Source organism: Paracidovorax konjaci, from assembly GCF_900112675.1.
GTDB lineage: Bacteria > Pseudomonadota > Gammaproteobacteria > Burkholderiales > Burkholderiaceae_C > Paracidovorax > Paracidovorax konjaci.
This window is the reverse complement of the sequence record NZ_FOMQ01000013.1, coordinates 16,725-34,152: the sequence shown is the minus strand read 5'-3', so window position 1 is coordinate 34,152 and position 17,428 is coordinate 16,725. Positions and strand designations below refer to the sequence as shown.

Sequence of the window (17,428 nt, the reverse complement as noted above, 5' to 3'; positions counted from 1 at the left end):
CTTGACACAGTGGCAGCAGGCAAGATCGGCGCATGACCTCCCACCGCGTGCCTCTCGGCCTGCTGGCGCTGTGCCAGGGCCTGTTCCTCACCAACAACGTCGTCTTCATCGCCATCAACGGGCTGGTGGGCCTGCAGCTCGCGCCGCGCGGCTGGATGGCCACGCTGCCCGTGATGGGCTACGTGGTGGGCGGGGCGCTGTCCACGGGGCTCGTGGCGCGCGCGCAGCGGCGCTGGGGCCGGCAGGCGTCGTTCCAGCTCGGGCTGGCCGTGGCGGCGGTGTCGGCGCTGCTGTGCGCGCTGGCCGTGTGGTCGCACGCCTTCTGGCTGCTGTGCGCGGCCACGGTGGTCGCGGGCTACTACAGCGCCAACGGGCAGCTCTACCGCTTCGCGGCCGCCGAGATCGCGCCCGCACCGCAGCGCGACACGGCCATGTCGCTCGTGATGGCGGGCGGGCTGCTGGGCGCCGTGGCCGGGCCCAACCTCGCCAACCACACGCGCGACCTGCTGGGCGTGCCCTTCGTGGGGGCGTACCTGGCGCTGGTCGGCGTGGCGCTGGTGTCGATGGGCTGCATGGCCTTCGTGCGGTTCCCGCCGGCGCCGCCCCACGCGGCCGCAGCCGGCGCCGCGGCGGGCCGGTCGGTGGCGGGGCTGGTGCGCGACCCGGTGTTCGCCGTCGCGATGCTGGCCGCGGCGCTGGGCTACGGGGTTATGAACCTGCTCATGGCCGCCACGCCGCTCGCCATGCAGGTCTGCGGCCACACGTTCAGCGACGCCGCCTTCGTTCTGGAGTGGCACGTGATCGGCATGTTCGCGCCGGGCTTCTTCACGGGCCACCTGATCCGGCGCTTCGGCGTGCTGCGCGTGATGGGCGCCGGGGTGGCGCTGAATGCCGCCTGCGTGGCGATCGCGCTCGCCGGGGTGGAGCTGCAGCACTTCGTGGGGGCGCTGTTCCTGCTGGGCGTGGGCTGGAATTTCCTCTTCACGGGCAGCACCGCGCTGGCGATGCGCGCCTGGCGGCCTGAGGAGAAGGACCGCGCCCAGGCGGCGATCAACTTCGGCGTGTTCGCCACCATGGCGCTCACGTCGTTCGCGTCCGGGGCGCTGGTCACCACCCAGGGCTGGAAGCTGCTGAACTACGGCTCCATCGTGCCCATCGCCCTCACGGGCGCGGGGCTGCTGTGGCTGGCGCTGCGGCAGCGGCGCACGCAGGCCGCCTGAGAAGCACGTCCATTTTGCTATTAAATATATAGCAAACTATTCAATGGATACGGCGGCATGGAGCCCCTTTGGCTCCAACCCGGCGTTCTACCCTCCGGCAGCGGGCTCGGGCAGGCTCGTGACCACCTGGGCCACGGCGGCGGTCAGCTTCTTGGCGTAGGGCACGTGCAGGAACTCGTTCGGGCCATGGGCGTTGCTCTTGGGGCCGAGCACGCCGCAGACCATCATCTGCGCCGTGGGGAAACCCTGGCTCAGCATGTTCATGAGCGGGATGGTGCCGCCCTGCCCGATGTAGCCGCAGGGGGCGCCGAAATGCGCCTGGCTCGCGGCGTTGAGCGCGGTCTCGAACCACGGCGTGATGGCCGGTGCGTTCCAGCCGCTGGCCGCGCTGCCGGGCTCGAAGGTCACGCGGGCCTGGTAGGGCGCGTTGTCCTCCAGCAGCGCTTTGAGCGTCTGCACGCTCTCGGCGGCGTCCACCACGGGGGGCAGGCGCAGGCTGAGCTTGAAGGCGGTGTAGGGGCGCAGCACGTTGCCCGCGTCCTGCAGGGCCGGCAGCCCCTCGGCGCCCGTCACGCTGAGCGTGGGCGTCCAGGTGCGGTTGATGAGCGCCTGCACCGGGTCGTCGGTGGTGGGCAGCGCAAAGGCGGTGGAGCCGCCGCAGTCGTAGTGCGCCCAGGGAAAGCGCCGCATCACCTCGTCGCCCAGGATCGCGGCCGTGGCGCGCGCCTGCGCGAGGCGGTCGGGCGGTACCTCGCAGTGGAAGCTCGCCGGCAGCAGGCGGCCGCTGGCGGAATCCTCCAGCCGGTCGAGCACCTGCCGCATGATGCGGAACGACGAGGGCACGAGGCCCGAGGCATCGCCCGAATGCACGCCCTCGGTGAGGATCTGCACCTTGAGCGTGCCGCTCACCATGCCGCGCAGGCTGGTGGTGAGCCAGAGCTGGTCATAGTTGCCGGCGCCGGAATCCAGGCAGATCACCAGCTCCACGTTGCCCAGGCGCGGGCGCAGCAGATCGATATAGGGCAGCAGGTCGCGCGAGCCGCTTTCCTCGCAGGTCTCGATCAGGCCCACGATGCGCGGGTGCGGCACGCCCTGCCGCTTGATCTCCTGCACGGCGGCGATGCTGGCGTAGACCGCATAGCCGTCGTCCGCGCCGCCGCGGCCGTAGAGCTTGCCGTCCTCGTACTTGGGCGTCCACGGGCCCAGATCCTTGCGCCAGCCGTCGAACTCGGGCTGCTTGTCGAGGTGGCCGTACATGAGCACGGTCTGGTCCGAACGCGGCCGCGTGGCCTCCACCTCGAAGAACAGCACCGGCGTGCGGCCCGGCTGGCGGATGACCTCCAGCCGCAGGCCCTCCACGCGCTGCGCTTCCACCCACGCGGCGGCATTGCGCAGCACCGTGTCGAGCAGGCCGAGCTGCTCCCAGTCGGGCGCGAAACCGGGCGATTTGGCGGGGATGGCGATGTAGTCGGTGAGCTGGCGCACGATGTCGCCGTCCCACTGGCGGCTGACGTGGTCCAGCGCTTCGGCCGGTTGGAGGAGGTGCGGGGCGATGGGGGCGTTCATGGTGTTCCTCGGAAGATGGCGCGGTGCCGCAGCCGCAAAACGCGGGGGGCGGGCGTTTCAGGGGCCGCCGGGCGCGAGGGTCTCGGGACCGTCCCGGAGGCCCGCGCCGTGGGGAAGCAGCCGCAGCGGAGCGTCCGCCACGACGACACGGTTGCGGCCACCGTGCTTGGCGTCGTACATCGCCCGGTCGGCCGCGGCGATCAGCATGTCCCAGCCGTCGCCGGGCTCCAGCCGGCCGCCGAACACGCCGATGCTCAGCGTAACCTGCACGGGCCCCGCGGAGGTGTCGAAGCGGGCTTTTTCCACACTGCGGCAAAGGTCGGCCGCCAGCCGCTGCGCCCCCGCCAGCGGGGTGTCGGGCAGCAGCACGAGGAACTCCTCGCCGCCGTAGCGCCCGATCATGTCCTGCGCGCGGATGCGCGTGCCCATCACGTCCACCACGCCGCGCAGCACCTGGTCGCCCACGAGGTGGCCCAGCCCGTCGTTGACGCGCTTGAAGTGGTCGATGTCCACCATCATGAGCGACAGCGGCTCCCGCGAGCGGATGGCGCGGCCCACATCGCGGTCCAGCGCGGCGATGGTCGCTCGGCGGTTGGGCACGCCGGTGAGCGGATCGCGCGCGGCCATGCGGCGGTTGATGGCGTCGGCGCGGTCGCGCGCCATGAAGATGAACCCGAAGGACGATGCCTGCACCGTGACGAACGTCGTGAGGAAGGTCGCGTGCTGCCAGAAACTCGCCTCCAGCAGCCCGCCCGTGGGCATGTGCCCGGTGGCGGCGGCCAGCGCGCGGGCCACCAGCATCGCCCCCTGCAGCCAGATGCCCGCGGCCACGAGCCGGGCGCCGTACCCCTCCGAGGGATGCCGGCCCAGCGTCCACAGCACCAGGCCGAGTTGCAGCGGATAGATGACACCCGCCAGCACCAGCCGCGCGGTGTAGTCCTCGCGGAACGCGATGAACAGCGCCAGCGTGAGCAGCACCGGCAGCACGATCTGCAGCCACGGCATCGGGCGGCGCAGGTATTGGTAGAGGGCCGCGAGCAGACTGGCGAACACGCCGGCCAGCAGGCCGTTCGCCGCCACGATGGACACCGCGTCCGGCACCCGCCCGCGCAGCGCGAGCAGCACATACGCCAGCGACTGCATCAACAGTGCCGCCGCCCACAGGCCGAGGCCCTCGCGCCGCCGCTGCACGCCCACCAGCAGCAACCCGGCCGCCATCACCAGGGAGCCCACGACGGTCATCACCAGCATGGTCGGCAAGTGCAGCGTGAACTGGGGCATGGCGGAAAGCGGATCGGGCAGGGAAATCCTGGGGCGCGCGGGGCGCCGGAGAATAAACGAAGAGCCCGGTACTGTCAGCCACCCCTGCGCCTGCCAGGCCAGGCCGCCGCGCGGGGAAGGCCGGCCGGACTGCTCAGTCGTGTTCGAAATGGAACACGGCCGTTCCCGCCATCGCATTGGGCAGCACGCGCACCTCGCGGCCGCCCTGCAGCCCGAAGGCATCGAGCACCCGCAGGTTGTTCTTGTGCGCGAGCACCTCGAAATCCTTGAACGTGCCCACACGGATGTTGGGCGTGTCGTACCACTGGTAGGGCAGGCGCCGCGTGACCGGCATGCGCCCGCGCAGCACGGACAGGCGGTTGGGCCAGTGCGCGAAATTGGGGAACGCGACGATGCCCGCGCGGCCGACGCGCGCCGTCTCGCGCAGCATCACCTCGGCATTGCGCAGGTGCTGCAGCGTGTCGATCTGCAGCACCACGTCGAACGAGTTGTCGTTGAACATGGCCAGCCCTTCGTCGAGGTTGAGCTGCACCACGTTCACGCCGCGGCGCACGCAGGCCAGCACGTTCTCGTCGGCAATCTCCACGCCGTAGCCGGTGCAGCCGCGCTCGCGCTGCAGCATCGCGAGCAGCGCCCCGTCGCCGCAGCCGAGGTCGAGCACGCGGGCGCCGTGGGGCACGAGGCGTGCGATCGCATGCATGGTGGATGGATCGCTCATGCGGCGGACTCCTTGGCAATGCCTTCGAAATAAGAGCGCATCACGCCCAGGTAGCGCGCGTCGTCCAGCAGGAAGGCGTCGTGGCCGTGCGGCGCGTCGATCTCCGCGTAGCTCACGCTGCGCCGGTTGTCGAGCAGCGCCTTCACGATCTCCCGGCTGCGCGCCGGGGAAAAGCGCCAGTCGGTCGTGAAGCTCACGAGCAGGAATTTCGCGCTGGCGCGCGCCAGCGCCAACGTGAGGTTGCCTCCGTAGGCCAGCGCCGGATCGAAATAGTCGAGCGCACGGGTGATGTGCAGGTAGGTGTTGGCGTCGAAGTAGTCGCTGAACTTGTCGCCCTGGTAGCGCAGGTAGCTCTCGATCTGGAACTCGATGTCCTGCGTGCTGTACTTGGGCGCGAGCCCCTCGCGCAGCTGGCGGCCGAATTTCTCGTTCATCACGTCATCGGACAGGTACGTGATGTGGCCGATCATCCGGGCGATGCGCAGGCCCCGCTTGGGCACCGTGCCGTAGCGGTAGAAATGGCCGCCATGGAAATCCGGGTCGGTCACGATCGCGCGGCGCGCCACCTCGTTGAACGCGATGTTCTCGGCCGTGAGGTTGGGGGCGCTCGCCACCACCACCGCATGGCGCATGCGCTCCGGGTACTGCAGCGACCACGACAGCGCCTGCATGCCGCCGAGGCTGCCGCCCAGCACGGCGGCGAGCTGCTGCACGCCCAGCCGGTCCAGCAGGCGCGCCTGGGCGGTCACCCAGTCCTCCACGGTCACCACGGGAAAATCGGCGCCGTAGATTTCGCCGGTATCGGGGTGCGGATGCATCGGCCCCGTCGACCCGAAGCAGGAGCCCAGGTTGTTGATGCCGATCACGAAGAACCGGTCCGTGTCCACCGGCTTGCCCGGGCCGATCATGTTGTCCCACCAGCCCTCGCTGCGCGGCTGGCCTTCGTAGACGCCCGCCACGTGGTGCGACGCGTTGAGCGCATGGCACACCAGCACCGCGTTGGAGCGGTCGGCGTTCAGGGTTCCGTAGGTTTCGTAGGCCAGCGTGTAGTCGCGGATCGATGCGCCCCCCAGCAGGGGCAGCGGCTCCGCGAAATGCATGGATTGCGGTGTGGCGATGAACGACATGGAAAGAAAAACCCGGCATCGCTAAAAACGAGGCCGGGTCGTCGCTGTGCACCATCGGTCGGGTCTTTAGCTGGATTTATAAAGCGCCCGCAAGCTTTGGCAAATCGGCGCGTGAGCGGCAATTATGCCAAAGGACCGGCCGCAGGAGCGAACAGCGCGATCAGCCCCAGCACCAGGAAAATGACCGCCGACACCACGTGCACCGCGCGGATCGGCACACGCCGCGTGATGCGCTCGCCCAGCCAGACGACCGGCGCGTTGGCCAGCATCATCCCGAGCGTGGTGCCCGCCACCACCCATGCATAGGCGTTGTACTGCGCAGCCAGCATCACCGTCGCCACCTGGGTCTTGTCGCCCATCTCGGCCAAGAAGAACGCCACCAGCGTGGTGCCGAACACGCCGAAGCGCGGCGGCCCACCGGCCTCGTCTTCATCCAGCTTGTCGGGAATCAGCATCCACGCGGCCATGGCGATGAACGACAAACCCAGGATCCACCGCAGCATCTGCGGGCCGATGACGGTGGTCACCCAGGCGCCCACCGCACCCGCCAGGGCATGGTTGGCGGTGGTCGCCACGAGAATGCCGAGCACGATGGGCCAGGGCTTGCGGAAACGGGCCGCGAGGACGAGGGACAGGAGTTGGGTCTTGTCGCCCATCTCGGCGAGCGCGACGATGGACGTAGAAACGAGAAAGGCTTCCATGGCGTGGGGTATCCGGCCGGATATATGAGCAGACAGCATTGACTGCGCCCCGACTCCGGCCATTGGATCGGTACGCAGTCAATGGTCTCGCCCAGTTCGGTGGAACCGCATGCGCCATAGGCCGGAACGGCCCAAGTTTGTTGACGCATGCCCCCGTGCGAAACATGGCGCCGGGCGGGCTACTCCCCAAAGACTGTCGCGATTGTAGTGCGAGCCCGGAGCCGCCCATCGGTCGGCAAAAACCGCCCACGCCACGCAAAACCCGGGTAAATACCCCCCTCGAACGTTGCAACCGCGCCAATTTTCATCCTGCACTCCGGAATAGTTGGTTGATAATGGTTCGGCGTTTCTGCTTGCAGGGATGCAAATTGCGGTGATTGGTCGGTTTCGCGTCTCTGAAATCGTCACAGGTTTGCTGGTTGCGTCGGGCTCCATCGCGTTTTCTTGTTTTTTTTAGGAGTCCTTCATGGGCAACAAACTCTACGTGGGCAACCTGCCCTATTCCTTCCGTGACGACGACCTGCAACAGACGTTCAGCCAATACGGCTCCGTCTCCAGCGCCAAGGTCATGATGGAACGTGACACCGGCCGCTCCAAGGGTTTCGGCTTCGTCGAAATGGGCAGCGATGCCGAAGCACAAGCCGCCATCCAAGGCGCGCACGGCCAGAACTTCGGTGGCCGTGATCTCGTCGTGAACGAGGCTCGCCCGATGGAAGCCCGCCCTCCCCGTAGCGGCGGCTTCGGCGGCGGCAATGGTGGCGGTGGCTACGGCGGCGGTGGCCGCAGCGGCGGCTTCGGCGGCGGCAATGGCGGTGGCTACGGCGGCGGCCGCAACTACTGATGGGTTACCGCCCAGCGCGGTTGCCAACAGATACAAAAAAGGACCCTCGCGGGTCCTTTTTTTATTCATGCCCGAGCGAATCAGAGGCTTTGGATGGCTTGATCTTTTCAACTCTTTATGGCCCATAATGCTTCGGCGAAAAATGTTTTTTCGCGTTGCATTGCGGGGATCCGTCAGTTTCGCGCATAGGGGCTCTAAATGACCGACTGGCTGCGTTTTCGGGACTCCATCGCTTTTTCCATGTGTTTTTGAGGAGTCCCGTGATGGGCAACAAACTGTACGTAGGCAACCTGCCGTACTCCGTGCGCGACAGCGATCTCGAGCAGGCCTTCGGCGAATTCGGCGCCGTGACCAGCGCGAAAGTCATGATGGAGCGTGACACGGGCCGCTCCAAAGGTTTCGGCTTTGTCGAGATGGGCAGTGACGCCGAGGCCCAGGCGGCCATCAACGGCATGAACGGCCAATCCCTGGGCGGCCGCAGCATCGTGGTCAACGAAGCTCGCCCGATGGAAGCCCGCCCTCCCCGTAGCGGTGGCGGCTTTGGCGGCGGCGGTGGTGGCGGCTACGGCGGTGGACGCAGTGGCGGCGGCGGTGGTGGATACGGCGGTGGACGTGGTGATGGCGGTGGCGGCTATGGCGGCGGCGGTCGCGAAGGCGGCGGCGGTGGTGGCTATGGCGGCCGTGGTGACGGCGGCTTCCGCAGCCCCTATGGCTCCGGTGCCCGCAATGGCGGCGGCGGTGGTGGCCGCGGCGGTTACGGCGGTGGCGGCGGCAACAACGGCGGCGGCTACTGAGCACCTGCAGCGTGCGTCAGCTGGGTTGCTTCTGCGAGGAGACCCAGCCCCTCTTTCTTTCTGTCCAAAGGCCCTTCGGGGCCTTTTTGCTTTGACGGTGCCGCACGTTCTGGCAGCGCCTGCTTCAGGGCCATACGGTACTCCATCGCAGAGTCGGGCAAGACCTTTTCGGGCCTGCGAGTCGCTCAGGCTCTTCAGCTCTGCCGGTCTCCGCGCGGCGCATCCGCGGTCCTGCCATTCGCATCGCCCGTCCGATGCTTGCGGGGCCGACCTGCCAGCAATCGATCGAACAAGCCGCCGGGCAGCAGGCGCAGCAACTTGCCGACCACGCCCATTTGCCAGGGGATCACGCGGTACCGGGCTCCTGCGCCGATGGCGGCATACGCCTTGTCGGCAAAATCGGCGGGTTGCATGAGGAACGGCATGGCATAGCGGTTCTGGCACGTGAGCGGCGTGTCGATATAACCCGGGCAGAGCGTGACCACCCGCACACCACTGGGCCGCAATTCACCCCGCAGGCTCTCGCAGTAGCTGATGACAGCCGCCTTGCTGGAGCAATAGGCACCGTGACCCGGCAGGCCGCGGATGCCGGCCACGCTTCCGATGCCCACCAGCGTGCCGCTTCCCCGTTGGACCATGCCCGGCACGAACGGATGGAACGTCGCCGCCATGCCGAGGTTGTTGGTGGCGAAGGTCCGGGCCATGACATCGAGGTCTTCCCGCTCCGCCGTGTCCATGCCGACGCTGATGCCGGCATTCGCGATCACCACGTCAGGCAGTCCTTGCTCGGCCATGCACTCCCCGCCCGCCGCGATGATGCTGTCGGGTTGCGCCACGTCGGCGCGGTAGATCCGAAAATCGTGGGTACCCAGGCCGCTGGCATCCGCCCAGGCCTGGATTTCCGCTGCGCGCCGTGCCACCAGGGCCAAACGGTAGCCCGCCTGGTGGTAGCGGAGCGCCAACGCCTGTCCGATGCCGCTGGATGCACCGGTGATGAAAACCAGGGGGCGAGGGCTCATTGCAGGTCTCCCATGACGATGGAGCGGTTCGGTTCGGCGGGTGCAGGCCCAGGTCAGCGGGACGGCGGCATCAGCATGCCGCGCACCCGGCCGCGCAATTGCATGATCTGCTCCAGGTTGTCGTACTCCATGCTCTCGGCGGTGAACTGGTCCGCGCCCCGGGTCAGCGTGACCGGCTGGTTCGAGCGGACACGCTCGCTGTTGAGCCAGGCATGGAGGAATTCGCCACGGAACTGCAACTGGGGCATGGGCTCATGGCCGGGCCGGTTCAAAGGCTCCCGCGTGACGACGGCATTGCCGAAAAGCTGGACTTCCGAGCCATCGGCGTTGGTGAGCGCCCGGTTGCCGGTGGCCACGGTGATGCGGCCGTCCGGCCCCACCGAACGCATGTGCGCGTTGTCGATTTCCAGCGTGTCGTTATCGGGGTAGTGCCGAGCGACCTTGCCGCGCACTTCGCTCTGAAGCCGCCCCGTTGCATCGAAACTCTTGACCGAGAAATCGCGCATGAAATAGTCGGGCTCATGCGTGGGAGCCGCCACCTGGGCGGGCCGCGCCGGCTTCGGCGCGTTGCGCACCAGCCACCAGGTGCCCAAGGCCATGACGCCCATGAGCACCACCGGCAGATACAGGGAAAGCCGGTCCCATACCCTGCGAACGCGGCCGATCATGCGGCGTGGGCCTCCAGCAGCGCCGCATAGCGGCCACTGGCCACCAGCAACAGGTCGCAGAACTCGCGGGCCGCACCGCCGCCGCCAGGGGCCGAAGTGGTGTAGTGGGCGACGGCCCGAGCTTCCGCATGGGCCTGCAAAGGCGCGCAGGCGAAGGCGCAGCGCCGCATGACCGGCAGATCGGGCCAGTCATCGCCGATCGCGGCCGCCTGGTGCCAGCCGAGTCCCAGTTCCGCCAGGATGGCTTCGGCTGCCGGGCGCTTGTTTTCGGTGCCGAACCGCGCGTGGACCACGCCCAGGGCCTGCAGGCGCAGGCGCAGCGCAGGCGCGTCGCGCCCGGTCACCACGGCCGGCACGATGCCCGCTCTCTGCAGAAGCTTGATGCCGTGCCCGTCGAGCGTATGGAACCGCTTGAGCGTTTCGCCAGCCTCGCCGATGTAGAGCCCGCCGTCGGTCAGCACGCCATCGACGTCGAAGAAAGCGACCCGGACATCCTGCGCACGCAGCAGCAGGGCAGGATCGAACTGCAATGCCGGCCGCAGAGCAGGCAGCGTATCCGGAACCGGAGAAGTCGATGCAGGCATGGCGATGTTCAGATGTGGCATCAGATGACCTTCGCCCGCATGAGGTCGCCGATGTGGACGACACCCACCAGCGCGCCATTGGCAGCGGTGACGAGCACGCTGGTGATGGCATGCCGCTCCATCATCTCGGCGGCATCCACCGCCAGCGCATCGGGCGCGATGGTCCTCGGGCCCGGCTGCATGACGTCGCGGGCCGTGACGCTGCGCAAGTCGGCGCCCGCTTCGATGCGGCGGCGCAGATCGCCATCGGTGAAGATGCCGAGCACCTTGCCGTGCGCATCCGCGATCGCCGACGTGCCCAGCCGCTTGGCGCTCATCTCCCGCATCAGTTCGCTGAAGGAAGCCTCCGGCAATACGTGCGGGACTTCATCGCCCGAGCGCATCACATCGCTCACATGGGTGAGCAGCTTGCGGCCCAGCGCTCCTCCGGGATGGGACCGTGCGAAGTCTTCGGACCGGAAACCCCGCGCATCCAGCAGGGCCACGGCCAGTGCATCGCCCATGGCCAGCTGGGCGGTGGTGCTGGCCGTCGGCGCAAGGTTGAGGGGGCAGGCTTCGCGATCGACGCTGCAATCGAGCACCAGATCGGCATGGCGGGCCAGCGTGGAGTGCAGGCCCCCCGTCATGGCCACCAGCGGAATGCCCAGGCGCTTGAGCACGGGCAGCAGCACGGTGAGTTCGCCGCTCTCGCCGCTGTTGGAGATGGCCAGCACCAGATCGCCGGATGTCACCATGCCGAGGTCGCCATGGGCGGCCTCGGCCGGATGGACGAAAAACGCCGGGGTGCCCGTGGATGCCAGGGTGGCCGCGATCTTGCGGCCCACGTGCCCGCTCTTGCCCATGCCCATGACCACCACGCGCCCCGAGGTGTCCAGGATGCGGCGCACCGCTTCGGCGAACGCGTCGCCCACACGGGCCGCCAGGCCTGCCAGCGCGGCGGCCTCGATGTCGAAGGTTTCGCGGGCCAGGCGGAGGGCGCGTTCGGTGGAAAAAGGCGCCGCAGGCATGGCGGTCGGCACCGGTGCAGAGGGAGCGGAAGGCATCCCAGGATTCTATTCGTCGCCCCTTCCCCGCCCGCGGCGGTCGCCAATGCCCCGCCCGCGGGACTCGGGCCCCGCGCTGCGTCTGCGCGGGGCCATGGCGATACCGCCATGGCAGCCCAGCGCAAGCGCAGAAACACCGCGACGCTCGGCTAGCATCGGGCATGTCCTCGCTTGCCCTGACGTTGCTCTACCTGCTGGCCGCCGTGCTCGGTGTGGTGGCATGCCGCAGCCTCAAGCTGCCGCCGATGCTGGGCTACCTGGCCGCAGGCATCCTGATCGGGCCCCATGCGCTTGCGCTCACCCAGAACTCCGAAGGCGTGCGCCACCTCGGCGAGTTCGGGGTCGTTTTCCTGATGTTCTCGATCGGCCTGGAATTCAGCCTTTCCAAGCTGCGCGCCATGCGCCAGTTCGTCTTCGGGCTGGGCCTGCTCCAGGTGGGCCTGACGCTGACAGCCGGCATGGCAGGCATGCTGCTGCTTTCGCGCTTCGTGGGCGGCTTGTGGCAGATGGGCTGGCAGACCGCGCTGGCCCTGGGCGGCACGCTCGTGATGAGCAGCACGGCCATCGTGGTCAAGCTCATGAGCGAGCGCGCGGAACTGGAAACGGAACACGGCCGGCGCGTGCTGGGAGTGCTGCTGTTCCAGGACCTGGCCGTGGTGCCGCTGCTGGTGCTGATACCCGCGCTCGGATCCTCGCCGGAGCGGCTGCTGGTGGCGCTGGGGCTCGCGCTGCTCAAGGCCACCGTGCTCGTGGCGGTGCTGCTGGTAGGCGGGCAGCGCGTGATGCGCTGGTGGCTCACCCTGGTGGCGCGCCGCAAGAGCGACGAGTTGTTCATGCTGAACCTGCTGCTCATCACGCTCGGTCTGGCGTGGCTCACGGAGGTGGCGGGCCTGTCGCTCGCGCTGGGCGCATTCATCGCGGGCGTGCTGGTGTCCGAAACCGAATACCGGCACCAGGTGGGCACCGACATCCGCCCGTTCCACGATGTGCTGCTCGGGCTGTTCTTCATCACCGTCGGCATGATGCTCGACTGGCACATCCTGCTGGAGCGCTGGGCGCTGGTGCTGGTGCTGCTGGTCGTGCCCCTGCTCCTCAAGGCCGGCGTGATCCTGCTGCTCGCGCGTGGCATGGGCGCCACCACGGGTGTGTCGCTGCGCACGGGGCTCTACCTGGCGCAGGCCGGCGAGTTCGGTTTCGTGCTGCTCTCCCTCACGCAGGAGCATGCGCTGATCGAGCCCGCGCTCATGAACCCCGTGCTGGCGGCCATGGTCCTGTCGATGCTGGCCACGCCGTTCCTGATCCAGTACAGCAATCCCATCGTGATGAAACTGGTCGCCAGCGACTGGCTGCAGCAGTCGCTGCAGATGACCACCATCGCGCGCAAGGCCATCAATACCAGCGGCCACGTGCTGATCTGCGGCTATGGGCGTTGCGGGCAGAACCTGGCGCGCATGCTGGAGCGCGAGCACATCCCCTACATGGCGCTCGACCTCGATCCCGACCGCGTGCGGCAGGCCGCCGCCGCGGGCGATTCGGTGGTCTACGGCGACGCCACGCGCCTGCAGGCGCTGATGGCGGCAGGGCTGGTGCGCGCCAGCGCCGTGGCGGTGACCTATCTCGACATTCCCGCCACCCTGAAAGTGCTTGCGAACACCCGGGCGCACGCGCCGCAGGTACCGGTGGTGGTGCGCACCCAGGACGACCTCCACCTCGACAAGCTGCAGGCGGCCGGCGCGACCGAAGTGGTGCCCGAGGCCATCGAAGGATCCCTCATGCTGGCCAGCCATGCGCTGGCGCTCGTGGGCGTTCCGATGCGGCGGGTGCTTCGGCTCGTGCAGGAGCAGCGCGATGCGCGCTACAACCTGCTGCGCGGCTACTTCCACGGTGCGGACGACGACACCGGCTCGGAGCGCGAACAGGAGCGCCTCGCCACGGTCACCCTGCCCCCCGGCGCCGGCACGCTGGGCCAGGCACTGGCCGACCTGCCCATGCACGCCATCGGCGTGCGGGTGGTCAACCTTCGCCACAAGGACGGCCGCAGCTCCACGCCGTCGGAGGAAAGCGTGCTCTCCGAAGGCGACACGCTCGTGATCTCGGGCCATCCCGCCGCGCTGGCGCTGGCGGAAGACGCGCTGCTGCGCGGCTGATGCGCAGGGGGCGGTTGGGGCCGCATCCGCTCCCGCCCTACACTGCCGGTTTTGCCTCGCCCGACCGGCCACGCGGCCGCCTCCCGGGCGGATTCACGCCATGCAAGACCTCAGCGTCAACGAATACCTCCGCCAATACATCCGCACCGTGCCCGACTGGCCCGCGCCGGGTGTGCAGTTCCGGGACATCACGCCACTGCTGCAGAACCCGAAGGTTTTCCGCGTGCTCATCGATGCCTTCGTCCACCGGTACATGGACAAGGGGCTGCGTCCCGACGTGGTGGCCGGGCTCGACGCGCGCGGCTTCATCCTCGGCGCCGTGGTCGCCTATGAGCTCAACATCGGCTTCGTGCCGATCCGCAAGAAGGGCAAGCTGCCGTTCACCACGGTCGAGGAGACCTATGAGTTGGAATACGGCAGTGCCACGGTGGAATTGCATGCCGACGCCGTCAAAGCCGGCGACCGGGTGCTGCTGATCGACGACCTGATCGCGACCGGCGGCACGATGATGGCGGGCCGCAAGCTGCTGGAGCGGCTGGGCGCGACGGTGACCGAAGGCGCGGCCATCGTGGACCTGCCGGAACTCGGCGGCTCCCGCCGGCTGCGTGAATCCGGCCTGCCGCTTTTCACGCTGGTCGATTTCGCAGGCCATTGAACCAATGCGCCCGGCCGCTGCGCCGGCCGTTCGGACACCACGGCCCCGCGGCAACGCCGCCGGGGCTCGGCGGTAAAATAACAATCATTCTCATAATTCTCCCGGGCCGACAGGCCCGGGCTCGCCTGCGCGCGTGCCACGCGGGCCGTTTCCCGCTTGTCTCCCATGCCTGCCCTGCCGCCGCTCCGCCTTCACCTTCTGTCGTGCCCCCAGCTCGCCCCAAGCGTTGGCCTGGCGGATCCCTTCGCCGGCAAGGGCACGCGTTTGGCCGGCGCAATGGTGAAGGGCGTTCGGTGACCGCCCCGGCGCGCGACGCGCTCCCATCCACGCCGGAGCCCACCGCCTCGGCCCGCAGCAGCCGGCGGCTCGCACTGCCATCGCTGCGCCAGGTCTTGTTCCAGCTGCATTGGTTCGTCGGGATCACGGCCGGCACGGTGCTCATCGTGATCGGGATGACGGGCGCCCTGCTGGCCTTCCGGGAGGAACTGCTGGACCTGGTCAACCCGGGCGTTCGGCACGTCGCACCGCAGACCGTGCCCGCGCTGACTCCGCCGCAGTTGCTGGAAGCGCTCGCGCGGCGCGGCGACGACCGCCGCGTCAATGTGCTCACCGTGGATGCGGAGCCCGGCACGGCAGCGCGCATCAGCTTCGCGGCGCGAAACGGGGAGCGCCGGGGGGAATCCGCCTACCTGCACCCCTACACCGGCGCCGTGCAGCCCGGCTTGAAAGGGCACGATGCCTTCGAGTGGATCGAATCCCTGCACCGCTGGCTGCTGCTGCCGCGCGAGCCCGGGCGCGTCACCACGGGTGTGCTCGCGCTGTGCCTGCTGGGCCTCGCGCTGTCCGGCCTGTACCTGCGCTGGCCCCGCCATCCCCTGCGCTGGCGCACCTGGCTGGCATTCGACATGCAGCTCAAGGGCCGGCCTTTCCTCTGGAATCTGCACGCGGTGGCCGGGACCTGGGCCCTGGTCGTCTACGTGGCGCTCACTGCCACGGGCCTGTACTGGTCCTTCGACGCCATCCGCGACACCGTGGACGGCTGGGCCGGACAGCAGCGCCCGCCGCGGCAAGCCATGGCCACGCCCGCCCGGTCCGCCGACGGCGGAGCCCGGGTGCCATCGGGGACGGCGCCGGACCTCGCTCCCGCATGGCGCAGCTTTTCACAACAGGCGCCGGGCTGGCGGCTGGCCGTGCTGCGCTTCCCGCAGCGCGCTGACCAGCCCCTGCAGATCCAGTGGCTGGACCAGGATGCCCCGCACGAGCGGGCCCGCCACCGCACGCTGATCGACCTGCGCACCGGCGACATCACCACCGACGACCGCTATGGCCACCGCAGCCTCGGGGTGCGCGCACTTTCCACCATCTACCCGCTGCACATGGGCACCTACTTCGGTCTGCCCGGCCGCATGGCGGTCACCGCGGCCAGCCTGGCGCTGCCGCTTTTCGCCATCACGGGCTGGATGCTCTACCTGGGCCGGCGGCGCCAGCGGCGGGCCGCGGACGCCGCCCGGCACGCAGCGGAGCGCGGCCTGGCCGCCGCCCAGCAGGGAAGGCCCACCGGAACCGGCTCTCTGCTCGTCGCCTATGCAAGCCAGGCCGGTACGGCGGAGCGCATCGCGCTGCAGACCGCCAGCGCCCTGCAACGGGCGGGGCTTCCATCGCAAGTCCGTGCGCTGCAGGACCTGGCGCCGGAAGACCTGGGCAGCCACGCCCGCCTGTTGATCGTCGCCAGCAGCTTCGGCGAGGGTGAACCGCCCGACAGCGCGCGCCGCTTCATGCGGACCCTGCAGCAGGGTCCGAGCGGGCAAGGAGCGGCTCCGCTGGGACGCACGCGCTATGCCCTGCTGGCGCTGGGCGATCGCCACTACACCCACTTCTGCGGCTTCGGGCATGCCCTGGACGCAGAACTGCGGCGATGGGGCGCACAGCCGCTGTTCCCCCTGATCGAAGTGGACGATGGGGATGCGGGCGCGCTGGGGCGCTGGCACGAAGCGCTGGCCGCTCTGGACGGCCTGGAAAACCTGGCAACGGTCCCAACCACCCCACCGGACACGGAGGCTCCCGCCCCGGCCATGGAGCCGTGGCGCCTCGAAAACCGGGAACTACTGAACCCCGGCAGCCTGGGCGGCCCGCTGCTGGAAATCACCCTGCGCCCGGTCGATGCGAGCGAGGCTCGCCATTGGCACCCTGGCGCCCTCGTGGACATCCTTCCCCGCCACTCCCCCGACACCGTGGCGGTCTGGCTGAAGGCCGCCGGGCTCGACGGGCGGGCCCTAGTGCGCAGCGGCGCGGGGCGGGAGCCGCTGGCCGAAGCGCTGGCGAGGAGCGTGCTCCCTCCCTTGCCCGCCGAATCCAGCCCGCAGGCCTGCGTGGATGGACTGGTACCCCTGGCGCCACGCACCTATTCGGTCGCTTCGCTGCCGGAGGACGGCGCGCTGCAATTGCTGGTGCGCCAGGAACGGCACGCGCATGGCCTGGGCATCGCATCGGGCTGGCTGACGGCCCACGCGCCCCTGGGCAGCGTGCAATCGCTGCGGTTCGTCGAGAACCCCCGCTTCAGCGCGGAGGCAACCGAGGGACGGCCTTGCATCTTCATCGGCAACGGATCCGGGCTCGCCGGCCTGCGGGCCCATCTGCGTGCGCGGGTGCGGTCGGGGCAACGGCGCAATTGGCTGCTCTTCGGGGAGAGGCAACAGGCGGTCGACAGCCTGTGCGCCGAGGAGATCGCCTCCTGGCAGTCGCAGGGCTATCTGCCGCGGTTGCAGCGCGTGTTCTCCCGCGACGCGGATACCCCGCACCGCTATGTGCAGGAGGCCTTGCAGGCGGCCCTGCCGGAACTGCGCGGATGGTTGAACGAAGGCGCGGTGCTGTTCGTGTGCGGCAGCGCGGAGGGCATGGCCGCCGGCGTGGACCGGGTCCTCCTGGACACGCTGGGCGACGAGGCAACAGAAAAGCTGATCGCTGAGGGCCGCTACCGGCGCGATGTGTATTGAACCCACCGCGGGCTGCGGCGGGCGGTGCCGCCACCACGGCCGTTGACCAGGAGCCAGAACCCGGACTGCAC

General features: G+C 69.0%; 15 protein-coding genes and 1 riboswitch. Of the genes, 6 read left to right on the top strand and 9 right to left on the bottom strand.

Annotation, left to right across the window (positions count from 1 at the left end):
* The first annotated feature begins 32 nt into the window (after positions 1-32).
* Positions 33-1,220, top strand: a complete 1,188-nt coding sequence (locus tag BM144_RS17515; protein ID WP_092955152.1) for an MFS transporter — start codon at positions 33-35, stop codon at positions 1,218-1,220.
* Between the two features lie 87 nt (positions 1,221-1,307).
* Here the strand turns inward: BM144_RS17515 and BM144_RS17510 are convergent, their stop codons facing one another.
* The 5 genes from BM144_RS17510 to BM144_RS17490 all read right to left on the bottom strand — a co-directional run bounded on the left by BM144_RS17510 (position 1,308) and on the right by BM144_RS17490 (position 6,613).
* Positions 1,308-2,786: a M20 family metallopeptidase gene (locus BM144_RS17510; protein ID WP_092955149.1), complete on the bottom strand. Its 1,479-nt coding sequence runs from the start codon at positions 2,784-2,786 to the stop codon at positions 1,308-1,310.
* 57 nt (positions 2,787-2,843) lie between these two features.
* Positions 2,844-4,067, bottom strand: coding sequence for a GGDEF domain-containing protein (locus tag BM144_RS17505; protein ID WP_092955146.1), 1,224 nt, complete (start codon positions 4,065-4,067; stop codon positions 2,844-2,846).
* Between the two features lie 133 nt (positions 4,068-4,200).
* On the bottom strand, positions 4,201-4,785 hold the full coding sequence (gene metW / locus BM144_RS17500) for a methionine biosynthesis protein MetW (RefSeq protein ID WP_092955143.1): 585 nt from the start codon (positions 4,783-4,785) through the stop codon (positions 4,201-4,203).
* Positions 4,782-5,912, bottom strand: a complete 1,131-nt coding sequence (metX, locus tag BM144_RS17495) for a homoserine O-succinyltransferase MetX (protein WP_092955140.1) — start codon at positions 5,910-5,912, stop codon at positions 4,782-4,784. Before metX ends, metW begins: the two co-directional genes overlap by 4 nt.
* Positions 5,913-6,034: 122 nt before the next feature.
* Positions 6,035-6,613, bottom strand: coding sequence for a TMEM165/GDT1 family protein (locus BM144_RS17490; RefSeq protein WP_092955137.1), 579 nt, complete (start codon positions 6,611-6,613; stop codon positions 6,035-6,037).
* A gap of 6 nt (positions 6,614-6,619) precedes the next feature.
* Positions 6,620-6,813: riboswitch (yybP-ykoY riboswitch) on the bottom strand.
* 266 nt (positions 6,814-7,079) lie between these two features.
* Between BM144_RS17490 and rbp (BM144_RS17485) the strand changes: the two genes are divergently transcribed.
* Both rbp (BM144_RS17485) and rbp (BM144_RS17480) read left to right on the top strand, forming a co-directional pair.
* Positions 7,080-7,454 (top strand): RNA-binding regulator, encoded by a 375-nt coding sequence (rbp, locus tag BM144_RS17485; RefSeq protein ID WP_092955133.1) that lies wholly within the window; start codon positions 7,080-7,082, stop codon positions 7,452-7,454.
* Between the two features lie 263 nt (positions 7,455-7,717).
* Complete coding sequence (gene rbp / locus BM144_RS17480) at positions 7,718-8,248, top strand: RNA-binding regulator (RefSeq protein ID WP_092955130.1); 531 nt, start codon at positions 7,718-7,720, stop codon at positions 8,246-8,248.
* 194 nt (positions 8,249-8,442) lie between these two features.
* On the opposite strand, the gene BM144_RS17475 is transcribed toward rbp (BM144_RS17480), so the two are convergent.
* From BM144_RS17475 to BM144_RS17460, 4 genes are read right to left on the bottom strand one after another with little or no spacing between them, the layout of a single operon-like run.
* Complete coding sequence (locus BM144_RS17475; RefSeq protein ID WP_092955127.1) at positions 8,443-9,267, bottom strand: SDR family oxidoreductase; 825 nt, start codon at positions 9,265-9,267, stop codon at positions 8,443-8,445.
* Positions 9,268-9,320: 53 nt separating this feature from the next.
* Positions 9,321-9,935 carry an LPS export ABC transporter periplasmic protein LptC gene (gene lptC, locus BM144_RS17470; RefSeq protein ID WP_092955124.1) on the bottom strand — a complete coding sequence of 205 codons (615 nt, stop codon included), beginning with the start codon at positions 9,933-9,935 and terminating at the stop codon, positions 9,321-9,323.
* Complete coding sequence (locus BM144_RS17465) at positions 9,932-10,519, bottom strand: KdsC family phosphatase (RefSeq protein ID WP_092955365.1); 588 nt, start codon at positions 10,517-10,519, stop codon at positions 9,932-9,934. Before BM144_RS17465 ends, lptC begins: the two co-directional genes overlap by 4 nt.
* Before the next feature lie 20 nt (positions 10,520-10,539).
* Positions 10,540-11,562, bottom strand: coding sequence for a KpsF/GutQ family sugar-phosphate isomerase (locus tag BM144_RS17460; RefSeq protein ID WP_092955122.1), 1,023 nt, complete (start codon positions 11,560-11,562; stop codon positions 10,540-10,542).
* 161 nt (positions 11,563-11,723) lie between these two features.
* On the opposite strand from BM144_RS17460, the gene BM144_RS17455 reads away from it, so the two are divergent.
* From BM144_RS17455 to BM144_RS17445, 3 genes are all read left to right on the top strand, one after another.
* The gene (locus BM144_RS17455; RefSeq protein WP_092955119.1) at positions 11,724-13,709 is read left to right on the top strand and encodes a monovalent cation:proton antiporter-2 (CPA2) family protein; all 1,986 of its coding nucleotides are present in this window, start codon (positions 11,724-11,726) and stop codon (positions 13,707-13,709) included.
* A 100-nt stretch (positions 13,710-13,809) separates the two neighbouring features.
* The gene (locus BM144_RS17450; protein ID WP_092955116.1) at positions 13,810-14,364 is read left to right on the top strand and encodes an adenine phosphoribosyltransferase; all 555 of its coding nucleotides are present in this window, start codon (positions 13,810-13,812) and stop codon (positions 14,362-14,364) included.
* Positions 14,365-14,657: 293 nt separating this feature from the next.
* Complete coding sequence (locus tag BM144_RS17445) at positions 14,658-17,357, top strand: PepSY domain-containing protein (RefSeq protein WP_353615079.1); 2,700 nt, start codon at positions 14,658-14,660, stop codon at positions 17,355-17,357.
* Positions 17,358-17,428 lie beyond the last annotated feature (71 nt).